Annotated in this window: 9 protein-coding genes; 4 read left to right on the top strand and 5 right to left on the bottom strand. The window is 66.4% G+C overall.

The genetic code is table 11. From position 1 onward, the window contains the following. Positions 1 to 48 precede the first annotated feature (48 nt). A complete protein-coding gene (locus tag AAF481_06540; GenBank protein ID MEM7480813.1) occupies positions 49 to 906 on the bottom strand; it encodes a hypothetical protein in 858 nt (285 codons plus the stop codon). Between the two features lie 338 nt (positions 907 to 1,244). On the opposite strand from AAF481_06540, the gene AAF481_06535 reads away from it, so the two are divergent. The 4 genes from AAF481_06535 to AAF481_06520 all read left to right on the top strand — a co-directional run bounded on the left by AAF481_06535 (position 1,245) and on the right by AAF481_06520 (position 9,257). Further along, positions 1,245 to 3,188, top strand: coding sequence for a multicopper oxidase family protein (locus AAF481_06535; GenBank protein MEM7480812.1), 1,944 nt, complete (start codon positions 1,245 to 1,247; stop codon positions 3,186 to 3,188). Between the two features lie 137 nt (positions 3,189 to 3,325). Beyond that, on the top strand, positions 3,326 to 5,506 hold the full coding sequence (locus AAF481_06530; protein ID MEM7480811.1) for a M23 family metallopeptidase: 2,181 nt from the start codon (positions 3,326 to 3,328) through the stop codon (positions 5,504 to 5,506). 191 nt (positions 5,507 to 5,697) lie between these two features. Next, positions 5,698 to 7,884, top strand: a complete 2,187-nt coding sequence (locus AAF481_06525) for a M23 family metallopeptidase (GenBank protein MEM7480810.1) — start codon at positions 5,698 to 5,700, stop codon at positions 7,882 to 7,884. Between the two features lie 242 nt (positions 7,885 to 8,126). Further along, complete coding sequence (locus AAF481_06520; GenBank protein ID MEM7480809.1) at positions 8,127 to 9,257, top strand: hypothetical protein; 1,131 nt, start codon at positions 8,127 to 8,129, stop codon at positions 9,255 to 9,257. Positions 9,258 to 9,377: 120 nt separating this feature from the next. Here AAF481_06520 and AAF481_06515 read toward each other — a convergent pair whose 3' ends face one another. The 4 genes from AAF481_06515 to AAF481_06500 form a co-directional block, all read right to left on the bottom strand. Beyond that, positions 9,378 to 9,782 carry a PIN domain-containing protein gene (locus tag AAF481_06515; protein ID MEM7480808.1) on the bottom strand — a complete coding sequence of 135 codons (405 nt, stop codon included), beginning with the start codon at positions 9,780 to 9,782 and terminating at the stop codon, positions 9,378 to 9,380. Then, positions 9,779 to 10,024: an AbrB/MazE/SpoVT family DNA-binding domain-containing protein gene (locus tag AAF481_06510; GenBank protein ID MEM7480807.1), complete on the bottom strand. Its 246-nt coding sequence runs from the start codon at positions 10,022 to 10,024 to the stop codon at positions 9,779 to 9,781. The genes AAF481_06515 and AAF481_06510 overlap by 4 nt, the downstream gene beginning before the upstream one ends. A 50-nt stretch (positions 10,025 to 10,074) precedes the next feature. Next, positions 10,075 to 11,061: a hypothetical protein gene (locus tag AAF481_06505; protein ID MEM7480806.1), complete on the bottom strand. Its 987-nt coding sequence runs from the start codon at positions 11,059 to 11,061 to the stop codon at positions 10,075 to 10,077. A 114-nt stretch (positions 11,062 to 11,175) separates the two neighbouring features. Beyond that, the gene (locus tag AAF481_06500; GenBank protein MEM7480805.1) at positions 11,176 to 13,779 is read right to left on the bottom strand and encodes a CHAT domain-containing protein; all 2,604 of its coding nucleotides are present in this window, start codon (positions 13,777 to 13,779) and stop codon (positions 11,176 to 11,178) included. Positions 13,780 to 13,810 lie beyond the last annotated feature (31 nt).

Raw genomic sequence — 13,810 nt, 5'->3', positions numbered from 1 at the left:
CGCCGGCGGCACGGCGCGTTCTCGGTCGGGGAGACCGAAGATCAAAAGTTAGTGGACACCGTGCACGACGGGCTCGAAGGGCTCGTGCTCGTCGATCGGCTCAACATCCGGACCGTCCTCGGGGCAGTCCTCGCAGGGCTCCGCCTCATGCTCGGCGCAGTTGTTCGAGAACTCGACGTAGGCGATCTGCTCAGGGGTCGGCCCCTGGCTGTAGCCGGGGTGGAAGGCACCGGACTTGCCGGGATAGTTGGAGATGTAGTGCGTGCCGGCGGCGGTGATCGTGCTGGCGGGAACTCCCGAGCTCGGCTCGCCGACGTCCAGCACCATGATGGTGCCGTTCGACACGCGGGTGAAGGTGAACTCCGGGATCACCGTCAGGCTGCTGTCGAAGGTGCCGCCGCCGGACCAGGTCTTGGTGGCGGTCAGAGATCCCCAGGGCTGCGGCGCAGAGCTCGACAGCCCGACGTGGACATCCCAAAACTCAGGACTGCCGCCGCCGTTGTAGGTCACCGTGATCGGTGAGGTACTGGCGAGGCTCAAGCCCCTCATCTTGATGGACGTGGTCGCCGACTGGCCGATGCCCGACGGCTTGGGGTCCTTCAACCGGCGCACGGAGGTGTCGGCGTTCGCCGGCAATCCCTGCCCGGCACCCGGACCGAAGGGCTGACCGACCAGGTCGATGGTGTAGGACCCAGCGTCCGAACCCGGTCCGAAGAAGCCGGCCGGCAGATCGACATCGACGTGGGTGCCCCCGGAGGTCTCCCAGTAGTCGAAGATCTTGTTCACCGGCTGGTACCGCACAGGGCCGATCGGCTGGAGCTGGGTGCGCTGAATCTGCGCCATGGCCGTCGAGGCGATCGCCGCCATCACGGTCAAGGCGAGTCCAACAAGGAAGATACGACGCATAAACACTTCCTCCTTAGGTCTAATAGCGACTCGATTAGCCGAGCCGCTATACGTCAAAGCGCAAAAGACCATGTCCAGCAATAGCCGGGGGGCAAGAGCAGAATGGGATGGAAGATGCCCAAAGAGCCGGAGTCCTCCGGCGACTCGTCCTGAAATGAATCCGCCTGGCACTACACTTAGTATTGAGAGAACCATTAAAAACAGCTTGCGCGACGCGCTGTCTCGGGGACCTGAGGTGTCTTCGGGTTCCAATCCAAGAGAGGCCGGATCTACAACCTCTCGTCAGTGGGAGCCCCCATCCGGCGTGCTGTTCGAGCACATCCATCGAGGGAGGACTCATGCATCATCCAGCGCACCGTTTCTCGACCGGCATCTGGATTCGTCCATATCCGCTCCTCGCCCTTGCCCTGATGGCTGCCGTCTGCCTTGCGGTGCCTGCCGCCTTGGCCCAGGATCCACCGAGCGACGAACGTCCCCTCTTCCGCTCGATGGACCGTCTCGAAGGCGGCAACGATGCATTGGTGACCCTGATCGCCAGTCAGCAGATCGACGACACCGGCCAGCGCCATCTCACCTACAACGGCACCTTTCCGGGACCCGAGATCCACGTTTCGCCCGGTGCCAACCTGGGGATTCGGCTCTACAACGCGCTGGAAAAGCTCACCGTCGCAGACCTGCAGGCCTTCAGTCCGCCGGTGGTCGGCAACCAGGACTCGGACAAGGTCAAGGAGTTCCTCGCCTCCCAGTCCGCCGTCACCAACCTCCACACCCACGGCTTCCATGTTTCACCCGCCGGGCGCGCCGACAACGTGCTGCTCAAGATCGATCAGCGCCGAAACAATACCTACACCTATGCCCTGCCGCCCGATCACGCGCCCGGCACGCACTGGTACCACGCACATCTCCACGGCGCCACGGCGCTCCAGGTGCAGGGAGGAATGGCGGGGGCCTTGATTGTCGACGCACCTCCCGGCCAAGGCCTGAATCCACCGGGGTTCCCGGTACAGGAACGAGTGCTGGTCATGCAGTTCGGCGACGGAGGCGGACTCGATCCGGACTCAGGGAACGCCGCAGGCGCGGGTGGCGGCGCGCCGAGGCTGTCCGCCGACGGGCAAGAACTCATCGGTCTTCCGACCCTCCGGATCAACGGACTGGAGCGTCCGCGGGCCCAAGTTCAGCAGGACGTTGCGGTTCAGCGGCTTCGCATCATCAACGCCGGTTCCAGGAGAAGCGATTACAAGAGCCTGTGGATCGAGGGTTATCCGATGTATCTCGCGGCCTTCGACGGCGTCAATCTCACCTCCTTGCCGACGAATGCCGGCGGCCAATTTATTGCCTATGACCAGGCGAATCCCCTGGTACTCGCTCCGGGGAACCGTGCCGATGTCTACTTCCTGCCGACGGAGGAGGGTTCCTTCTCACTGATGATGGAGGGAGAAATCGGCCTGCGCGACGATCCGGCCGTCTTGTCCCGTCAGGCCGATGCGGCCAAGATGGCCGTGGCGCGGCAGAAGTTCGTTCGCGAACTCATGACCTTCGAGGTGTCGGGACCCGACCTGTCCCCGCAATCAGCGGCAGGCGCCATCCCCCTGGAGAAGTTCCTGAAGGAACTGAACGCCCACCTCATCAAGCTCCAGCAAACGACCCCCTACAGCACGGGCTATCTGCGCCCCTTCACTCAAAGGACAGCAATCCGGCGCCAGATGACCTTCGACATCGAGAACAGCGGCACCCAGCAGCGTTCCTTCCTGATCAATGATCGTAGCTACAACGAGATCGTCAACGGCGTGATGCGGGGACAGAAAGACTACCTGGGCAAGGTTGCGGGCGACGGAGGCCGCGGCCCCCAGGGGCAGACCCCTTGGCCGCTCCGCTCCGGCACCGAGGAGCTTTGGAAGATCACCAACGTCTCGACCGTTCGCCACCCCTTCCACGTCCATGTGAGTCCGTTCTGGGTCCTCGACATCGAAGAAGATGATGGCACCGGCGCCATCGTCAGCGTGCGAAAGACCAATCCGAATGACCCGCGCCTCGATCGTTGGCAGGACGTCATCGACCTGCCGCCGAACGGCGGTTCGGTCACGGTGCAGCACCGGGTGAGCAAATTCACCGGCGTCTACGTGATCCACTGCCACATCCTGCAGCACGAGGACCGCGGCATGATGATCAACGTCATGACCATCCCGAACCAGAACACCCAGCCGCAAGCCGCCTTCGATGACTTCATGAAGAAAAACGCCAAGATCAACAAGGAGATCAACGGCCACGCGATGGCGCACTGACTTTCTGAGGGCTCGATGAGTCATTCGGCTCACTGACTTCGTTCCTTCCTCGACGCCGAGAAGTCTCGGCCGATGAATCCGGCGGGCGGTTTTTCCGCTCGCCGGCCTTTCACTCAACGAATCGAGGAAGGAACGTCATGAATACTTTTCGCACACTCGCTCTCTCGCTGGCGCTCGTCGCCAGTCTCCTGTCCCTGCCGGCTCTGGCGCAGCCGAACGTCGCGATCGTCGACATTCAGCCGTCCTTTGCCAACAACGCTCAGGCCTTCCCGTTGGCCGCGGCGAGTTCTCTCGACGACGAGACCTTCGAGATCTCCCTCGACGTGACCCTGCGCAATGACGAACTGGTTCGGGTGGAACTCGTCAGCGCGGACCTCGTGTTCGGCGCCGGCTTCACGCCGATGACGTCGAGCCTCTTTCCCACCCTGATGATGCAGTGCGGCGGCGGCAACATGACTCCGCTCACGCTGCAAAACCGCATCGCCCCGGGGCAGACCTGCCGGCTGTTGTTGACGGAAGACACCCGTCTCGAGCCCTGGGTACCGCAGCAGTTCACCCTCAACCTGTTCTTCTCCGGCTTCAGCCCGCTGTCGACGATCGTCCCGATCGTCAATTACTCCAACTCTCAACCGCGCGGGGGCTTCTTGTTCCCGGCCAAGGTGAGCGACCTGGCACCGGACGAGTTCTGGTCCACCCGCAGCACCGGCGCGGCCAACAGCCATCGGCAAAGCCCGGGACAGATGTTCGCCTACGATGCGGGCGTAGCCCGCTGGGACGCCGATGCCGGCGTCTGGACGGCATTCCATCCGCTCGACCCCGGCGAGCCAGGCAACGGCGACGAGAACGAGGATTGGCTGGTGTGGGGCAAACCGATCTACGCCATGGCCGACGGCGTGGTGCGCTCCTGTACCGACGGCATCGCCGACAACGTGCCCGGCGTGCGCGGCAACACCTCCAACAGCTTCGTGATCGATCACGGCCCGGAGCGGGCGAGCTACCTTCACTTGATGAACGGCAGCACCAACGGCGCCATCTGCTTCAACGGCGCCGCGGTCCAGGCGGGCGACTTCCTCGGCCTAGCCGGCAACTCCGGCTGGTCCTCGGCGCCCCACCTCCACGTGCATGTGCAGCGCGGCGGCCAGGGCTTCCCGCTATTGTTTCGGGACGCCTTCCTGGTCGACCGCAACACCTACCTCGATCCGCCGAACGGCAACGCCGACTGGGAGTACGTCGACGGCAAGGGCATTCCCTGGGAGGAGCTGGTCATCTGGCCTTCGCCGCTTCGCCGCCGGGACACCCTCACGGCGGGCACCGCTTGGAGCATCGACCTTCTCGACCTGAGCGCCGACACGGTGGTGGAGGCGCGGACCCACGAGTCCGGCAGCATGGAGCTGCGCACCTGGGGCCGCATCGGCAACGGGGACCTCTCGCCCTTCGAAAAAGAGCTGGAAGCCTCGATCAAGCGAGTCGCCCTCGCCAAGCCCTCCGTCACCAGCCAGTTCGTCACGGCGGTGCAGACAGAGAGCGACCAACTCAAAGTGATCGCCTGGGACGGATTCATCGGCCGCCAGGGCGACGCCAGCGGCGGCCAGATTCTCGATGTCGCCGCGACCACCTCACCGCACATGCCGGGGGTGGTGACCGCCGTGCGCACCGATGGCGGCTCGCTCCAGGTCACCGGCTGGCAGGTGGACAACTGGGGCAATGTGCAGAAAGGCGGCAACGACGTCCACGGTCCGATCAGCAGTGTCGCCATCGCCACGGCGCCGGCCATGGGCGGGGTGGTGACCGCCGTGCGCACCGGCGGCGGCGAGCTGCGGTTGAGTAGCTGGGTGGTCTCCAACAACGAGAACTTTGTCGACTGGCGGGACGACTACACCGATCAGCCGGTGTGGGATCTCGACATCGCCTACCTCGGCGAGGTCAACGGCCGCGACCGCTTCTTGACGGCGGCCGAGAACGCCGCCGGCAATCTCTACCTGGTCACCTGGGAGGTCGAGGGCAACGGCGACATCCACCGCCTGGACGAGGCCTTCGGCGGACCGGTCGAAGACGTGTCGGTGTCCGACGGCGGCGACTCCCACGCCCTGACGGCGGTGATCCAGGGGGACGACAAGTTCAAGCTGATCGGCTGGGACATCGCCTCCGACGGCACCATCGAACGCCACGGCGAGGCCGTCGCCGAAGAGGTGAGCCGGGTCGCCATTGGCAACGCCATGTTGGTCAACCCCACCAACCGCCGCCAAGCCGTTTCGGTGGTGCGGGAAACCGACGGCGACTGGCGCATCTCCTCCTGGGAGGTGGCCCTCGAGCCCTAGAGGCTCCACCAATCGAAGCCCTGCGAGCCGGCGGCGCATCAGCGTCGCCGGCTTCTTTTTTTCAAGCCCGGAATTTCTTCCGAGTGAGTCATTCGCTCACCCCTCGTCGTTCCTCCCTCAGGCGCCGAGCCGTCTCAGCGCACCGGCCCCACGGGGCCGCCCTCAACCATCATCTGGAAGGAAGCTGCATCATGAAGTTTCTTCGCCCTCACGTCCTCGCTCTGGCGGTCACCGCCAGCCTTCTCACCCTCCCCGTTCTGGCGCAGCCGAACGTCACCATTCTCGACCTTCAGCCGTCCCTGGCGAATGCCGCCCAGGCCTTTCCGCTGGCGGCGCAGACCTCACTCGACGACGAGACCTACGAGATCTCCTTCAACGTGACGCTGCGCAATGACGAGCCGACCCGGGTGGAACTCGCCGGTGTCGACCTGGTATTCGGTGCCGGATTCACCCCCTTCGCCAACAGCCTCGCTCCCCAGGCCTTGATGCGCTGCGGCAGCGGTGCCCTGCAGACCCTGACCACCAGCGGACGGATCAACCCGGGAGAAACCTGTCGCCTGATGCTGACCGATGACACCCGCATCGAACCGTGGGTGCCGGAGTGGATCACCATGAACATGTTCTTCACGGACTACAGTCCGCTGGTGACACTCATCCCCGCCGTCGCCTACTACAACGATCAACCCCGCGGTGGCTTCTTGTTTCCGGCTTCGACCAACGATCTGGCGCCCGGTGAGTTCTGGTCCGGCCGCAGCAAGGCGGAGGCCGACGCCCACCGACGCACCTCGGATCAGATGTTCGCCTACGACATGGGCGTGGGGCGCTGGGATCCCGATGCGGGCGAATGGACGCCCTTTCATCCGCTCGCCCCCGGAGAGCCGGAAAACGGCGATGAAAACGAGGATTGGCTGGTGTGGGGCAAGCCGATCTATGCCATGGCCGACGGCGTGGTCCAGGCCTGCACCGACGGCGTCGCGGACAACGTTCCCCGGCAGTCCGGTACCGGCTCCGGCAACGGCTTCGGGATCATGCACGGTAGCGAGCGGGCTTCCTACGTCCACTTCATCAACGGCAGCACCAATCCGGCTCTCTGCTTCGTCGGCGCGGTGGTCAAGGCCGGAGACTTCCTGGGACTGGCCGGCAACTCCGGTTCGTCGACCGCCCCCCATCTCCACGTACACATCCGGCGCGGCGGCCAGGGATTTCCAATCCTGTTTCGCGACACCTTCATCGTCGACCGCAACACCCACCCGGATCCACCCCTCGGCAACGCCGACTGGCAATACGTCGACGGCAAGGGCCTACCCTGGGAGGAGCTGATCGTTTGGCCCTCGCCGCTCCTCCGCCGGGACAGCCTGGCGACCGGCGACGGCTGGAACATCGACGTGCTGGATCTGGATTCAGACACCATCGCCGTGGCGCAGTCCCTCGACCAGGGCGGGTTGACGCTCCGCACCGTGGGACGGGACGGCAACGGCGACCTCTGGTTCGGCGACAAGATGCCCATCCCCTCCGCCAAACGAGCCGCCTTGGCCAAAACCTCGGTGACCAACGACTTCGTCACCGCCGTACAGAACGACAACGACGAACTGCAGATGACCGTCTGGGACGGCTTTCTCGGCCTGCGCAGCAGCGCCGTCGCCGGCGACTCGATTCTCGACGTCGCGGTGACCTCTTCGCCGCATCTACCCGGGGTGGTCACCGCTGCCCGCACGGAGAGCGGAGATCTGCGAGTCACCGGCTGGGAGGTCGACGGTTGGGGCGTCATCCAGGAGGGTGACAGCGACAGCCACGGCCCGATCAGCAGCGTCGCCGTCGCCACCGCGCCGACCTTCGGCGGCGTGGTGACGGCGGTACGCACCGGCGGCGGGCTCCTGCGCCTCAGTAGCTGGTTGGTCTCCAACGACGAGAGCTCCGTCGGCGTCCTCGGCGACTACGACGACCTGCCGGTGTGGGACCTCGACATCGCCTACCTCGGCGTGGTCAACGGCAAGGACCGCTTTCTCACCGCGGCGGAAAATGCCGCCGGCAACCTCTACCTGGTCACCTGGGAAGTCCAGGCCAATGGCGTCATCAACCGCCTGGACGACTATGTGGGAGGCCCGGTCGAAGACGTCGCCGTATCCGACGGCGGCGATTCCCACGCCTTGACGGCGGTGGTTCGCGGCTCCGGGCACTTCAAGCTGATCGGCTGGAACATCGCGAACGACGGCAGCATCGAAGTCCACGGCGAGGCGACCGCCGAGGAGGTGACCTGGGTCGCCCTCGGCAACGCCATGTTCGTCAACCCCACCAACCGCCGCCAGGCGGTGTCGGTGGCGAGACAGTCCGACGGCGAGATCCGCATCTCCTCCTGGGAGGTGGCGCTAGAGCCCTAACGGATCCTCCAGCGATCCACTCGAAGCCGGCGGCGCCTCCGCGTCGCCGGCTTCACTTGTTCAGCCCCCCGGCAAAGGCCGTGAGGCATTCACCCGCCGAGGTTCGTTCCTCACCTCAGTAGGTCTTGTAGTCGTCAGCTCATGCACGCGGGATTCGACTTCGATGCTCCTCAACGGTGGTCCCTTGCTGCTTCGCACTGAGGCGGTGAGGGACCCCCAACTTGGACTCAAAGGAGAACATCATGTCCAACCCCCACCCTCGGATGCGTGCCCGCGGCATCACCTTCACCGTGGCGATACTGCTCGCCCTGACCTTCCTGGGAGCCGATACCGCCCTCGCCGATGCCGGCATGGTGACGGCCATTCGCGACAACCAGGACCAACTCAAACTCATTCACTGGGACATCTCGGATGACGGAGAGGTGACCCGCCAGGGCAGCGCCTCGGCCGGACAGATCGGCGACCACTTCACCATGGACATCAGCCGACTGCGCGACCGGCGCCTGGCGACGACGGTGCGCACCGCATCGGACAAGCTCAAGATCATCTCCTGGCAGGTCACCGACAATGGCCAACTGCGGCGGCTCCATAGCGCCGGAGCCGGCGAGGTGCTGGGGGTCTCCACCACCTCCGCGGACAATTGCCTGGTGACGGCGGTGATCGATTCGGCAGGCGATCTCAAGGTCATCGCCTGGGGCGTCCGAAACGACGGACGCATCCGTCGCCAGGGCAGTGCCCAAGGCGGCAGGACGAAGGTGGTCGACGCCACCTTCATCGGCTCCTCGAACCTCGTGGCGACGGCCGTGAGGGACAGCGACGACCACCTCAAGATCATCACCTGGAGGATTTCCAACTCCGGTCAGGTCAGCCGCCTCGCCGACACCTCGGCCGGCGAAATCGAGTTCGTGCGGGTGGTGCGCCTCGGCGAAACCCTCCTGACGACGGTGGTTCTCGATTCCAACTGGAACCTGAAGATCATCGCCTGGGACATCGCCTCCAACGGCCAGATCAGCCGCCTGGGCGATGCGACGGCCGGCAAGGTCGAACGAGGTCTCGACGCCTTTGCCCTGAACGGTCCTCGGCTGGCGACGGTGCTCGGAGACGACGACGGCAACTTCAAGATCATCACCTGGTCCGTGTCCCCAGGATCCGGCGCGGTGACCCGTCTGGGCCAGGCTTCGGCCGGCGAGATCTACCGGGTTTCCGGAACGGCCTGCGCCAACAACCGCATTCAAACGGCGGTGGCGGACAGCGACAGCAAGCTCAAGGTCATCAGTTGGCGAACGAGCAACGACAGCGCCACCATCACCCGCCAAGGCAGCGCCTCAGCGGGCGTGGCCCATTTCATCCAATCGCTTTGCTGGAGTTCATGAATCAGCGCCAGATCGGAGGAGGGTCCTCCTAGTCGTCAGCCGGCGGCGCTACTGCGCCGCCGGCTGACTTGATGCTTTCGGAGGGTCCGGTCGCCGATCGCCGCAGAGACAAACGGAAGTTCAAGCCAGGTAGTGCAGCTCGACTCCAACCAATTCATACACCGCCGAGGCGCGCACATCCGCCGTCGCCAACACGGCGTCCGCTCGCTTTGCGGTCAAGGCCACGAGGGCGTCGTAGACGGCTCCACCGGTGCGCCCTACCTCGGCGAGGTCCCGCAAGAAGCCTTGCTGCTTCTCGACCTCGGGCGACGGGAGAATCGTGGCAAAGCGGTCGTCCAGCCACGAGCGAACCAGGCGAGGTGCGGCTCGGTGAGGCGGCGGGAACCCCGTGAGAACGGAATAGGTCTCCAGCATGGCGTGAGCGGGAATCGCCACGCCCTCGTCGAGAAGGTCACGGGCGGGCTCGTGAAGCTCGTGCCAATCTCCGAACCCGGCAATCGCGATGGAACTGTCGACGGCGATCATCGCCGCAGGAGATCCATCACCTCTCGCACCTCTTCGGCACCGATTCTCGGCAGTGGTTCGTCGGTCGTCGCGACCAGGCCTTTTCCCCGCCGAACCAAGCGCATCGGCACTGCAACCGGCTCGAGTTCTAGGAGACCCTCGCGAGCCCGGATCTCAAGCGTCGTGCCCGCTTCCAACCGCAGAGCGTCGCGCAAGGTCTTTGGAACGACGAGTCGACCTGCCTGATCGATGGTAACTCTCATACCATTATTCTACCATGGCACCGCATCGGTCACACTGGTGGGCTGAACGCCTAGTGGCCGAGGATCTCTGCGAAGAACCGCGTCGAATGCTCCTGCAACGCGCGGCGGTCGTGGTCGACGCCGTCGACCAGGAGAAACCGCGCCTGGGCTCCTGCTTGTCGGTACACCTTCTCCGCATCATCCCAACGGTCGAGGGGAGTGGCGCCGAACAGGCGATCGACGGTGGCGGCCGGTTCTTCGTCCCAACCGTCTCGGAAATCCACCGAGTCGTTGTCGTCCAAGGAGCCCATCACCAGCAGTTGAGGGACCTCGGCATAGGCCTCTGTGTCGAACGGCGCTCCGGTCAGCTCTTCGAGATCGGCGATGCCGATGGGATAGGGCAGGCTCTCGTCTTGCCAGCGAGCCAGGGGAGCGATCGGCCAGCCACCGGGCGAACCCGCCGCCACCGCCTTGACTCGCCGCGGGTGCAGCACGGCGAATCGGTTGGCGAACATGCCGCTCGCCGAGTAGCCTTGCAGCAGGAACCGCTCCTCCACCCGGATCCCCTCCGCCGCGAGCGACTTGCGGGCCTGTTCCACCATCGCCAGGAGCTGAAGGTCGACCCGTGCGAGATCCCGGCGCTCGGTGGTGAGGACATCGCGATCCAGCGCGTGGGTGTAGATCTGCCAGTCCTCCCACGGACGAACGAAGGCCGGCACCAACAGCACCACTTCGAGTTCGTCGGCCAAACCGTGGCGGCCGAAGGCCGTCCACCAGGCGTCCTTCGAGTGGACCTCCGCATCGTCGGAGGGGATTCCGGAATTGTTGGGCTGAACGAGCATCGTCACCGGCTCGCCCGCCTCGGCGGCCCGGCGAGAGCCGGGAGACGCGTAGACGAAAAAGGGCGCGTGGTACCCGAGTTCGGGTTCCGCCTCGAAGCGCTGAACCCGCAGGACATACGGCCCCATCACCGCGCAGGGCACGGCCAGCAATAGCAGCACGACGGCCACGATCGCGGAGAGGATCTTCCGCTTCTTGCTCCAACGCTTGCTTTTCATCCCATGTCCTTCCCCACCCGTGCCTGCCGGCCACGGACTCCGGGGTGAGCCGTCTCGCCGGCCCGATTCAATTCATCCTACGACCCGTCGAGCGCTCAGGATTCCGGCGGCGCATTAGCCCCGCCGGCGGGCTCGCCGGACGAGGGCGATCAGCATCATCCCGAACCCCAGCGCGATCCACCACCACAGCCGGTGACCGTCGGTGCCCGGCGAACCGCCCGGGAACGGCACCACCGCACCGTCCCCCAGGACCACCACGCCAGCCCAGGCGACCGCCGGAGCGCCGCCCTGGCGCCTTTCTCGCTGAGCCGCAGCCAGGGCCGTGGCGACGCTCTCTCCACGCCCGAGGTGGCGGTAGAAGTCGCGGAACAGGTCCGCCGCCTCGTCGTCCCGCAGGCGCCAGAGGCTCGCCACCACGGTCCTGGCGCCGGCCTGGAAGAAGGAACGGGCCAGGCTCATCGGTCCCTCGCCATAGAGCACCCGGCCGGAGCCGCTGCGGCAAGCCGCCAGCACCACCAACTCGCCGTCCAAAGGCAGGCCGGAGATCTCTTGCGGGGTGAGGAGTCCGTCGTCTCCCTCGCCGGCCGCGAGCACGACGCCGGCCTCGCCCGCCCGCCGGCTCTCGGCCAGGGCATGGGTTGCGAAGTGCAGCACCTGGTACCGCTCCCCGGAGGCGGCCTTCACCCGCCTCTCGCTCGCCTCGGCGCCGCTCAGCAGCTCGCTGTCGCCACCCAGCCGGCGCACCACTCGGCGGCCCTCCGCCAGGGCGCCGGGCAACGGATCCCAGGACGAGCCCTCCGGGCCGGCGGCCGGAGCCGCGATCACCAGCGCCGGCGCCCGCGCCTCCGCAACCGGCCGTTCCACCGCCCGCGCCTGCCGCCGCCAGCGATGCCAGAGGGTCGCCGAGGGAACCCGCGACAGGCGAAAGCGTTCGATCAAGGGGCGGCCTTCGGCGTCCGGTAGGGCCCCGAAGGGCAGCCGATGCAGCGCGCCGTCGGGCACCAGCACGAGGTGTTCAACCGACGGCGGCAGGTCCGCCAGGGCCGGGGCGAGGAGGTGATCGGCGATCACCCGGGCGGCGGTCGCCTCGCTGCCGTTCCGCGCCTCGAACAGGCCCCCGAAGTGGCGCAGCGCCGGATCGAAGTGCTGGGCGTCGGGCAGGGCGTAGAGATGGCTGGCGTCGCGGGTCACCACCAGCAGCCAGGCCCCTCCCTCGAAGCGCCCATAGAAGTTTCGCCACAGGCTGAGCTGGAAGGACAGCACGGCCTCGTCGGGAGCCAAGGTGCGGCGCACTTCTTCCAGGGAAACGAGCCTTGGCGGGGCGGCCGAGGAAGCGGTGTCCAGCAGAATGCGCCCCCGCATGCGCTCGGTCACCGTGAAGGCGCGGTCGAGCCAAGAGGTCTCGAGCACCGGCAAGGGCAACGGCGCCGGGGTTTTAGGGTCGATCGGCGAAGGCGGGTCCGTCCCGCCGTGCAGCCAGGCAGCCCGGGCGTAGAGGTTGCCCGCCAGCCATTGGTGGGCCGGCAGCCAGAGGGAGAAGTACTCGGCCCGTGCCGCCGTCTGGCCGAGGCGCAGGCGTTCGATCTCGTCGAGCACGGCGGAAGATTCCACCATCGCCTGAGCCGGCGGGTGGATCCGCCAAACGGTGCGCAGCCGGTGGAGCCAGCCTTCGGCCAAGAAACTGGCCGTGCCGTCCGCCGGGCGAACCGCCTCCGCCTCGGCCAGGAGGGACTCGACCTGCGAAGCCTTCGGCAGCCGCGAGGCATAGGCGAGGAGAGAAGCGTAGAGCACCTCCGGCTCGTCCAGTCGACGGGCGATCTCGAGGCTGCGGCGAAGCAGCTCGACGCCCTCCCTCGCGGGTTCGAGTTCTCCCAGCTTGCGCAGCGCGATCACCTGGATGCGCAGATTGCCGGCCTGCTCCGCCACCGCCAGCGCTTCGGCCAGGCGACTGCGGGCGGCGGCCTGCTCGGCCGGCGCCGGAAAACCCTGCAGCGAACAGGCCGCGGCGTTGAGCCGCGCCGTCGCCTCGGCGTAAGAGTCGCCGCGCTCGCGGTACTGCTCGGCGAGGTGGTCGAAGGCGCGCTGGGCGCGGTCGAGATCGCCGAGGCGGAAGCGCACCCGCGCCAGCTTGTCGGCCACTTCGAGCTTCAGCTCCTCGGCGGCGCCATCGCCCAGACGCTGTTGCAGGGCCACCAGCCGCTTCTCCAGTCCGATCAGATCGTCTCCCCGGCTCAGGGCGAGGCTGATGAATTCGAGTTCGGTGCGGTCCGCGAGGGGGCGATCCTCCAGCCTGCGAGCCGCCGCCACGGCGCCGTCCATCTGCGCCAGAGCCTGCTCGAACTCGGCCCGGCCGCGGTGCCAGCGGGCCAGGCTCATGCGGGCATAGAACTCCCCCTGCCACTGCTCCCGGCCGGCGTAGAGCCCGATCGCTCGGGCGTAGGCGCCAGCGGGATCTTGTCCGTCGGCGAAGCGGAGGCTGGCGAGGTAGAAGAAGGGGCAGGGGAGCTCCGGCGCGGACTCCGTCAGTTCGATCAGCCGTCGCCGGGCTTCTTCGCCGGTGGCCGGATCCCGGGCCAAGGGAAAGAAGCAGGCACAGCCGTTCCAGTCGTCGCGGTCCGCCGCAAAGGAACCTTCGCAGGCAGCGAGGGGAGAGTCGGCCGCGGCTGGAGGCGCACCGCATCCTAAAGCGAGAATGCATGCGAAGGCGGCCCCGGACACCCCGAGACCCCTACCTGATTTGGCGCGGGCT

The sequence above is a fragment of the Acidobacteriota bacterium genome (assembly GCA_039030395.1).
GTDB lineage: Bacteria > Acidobacteriota > Thermoanaerobaculia > Multivoradales > JBCCEF01 > JBCCEF01.
Note: the sequence above shows the minus strand (reverse complement) of the source record. Positions and strands in the feature narration are given on the sequence as shown.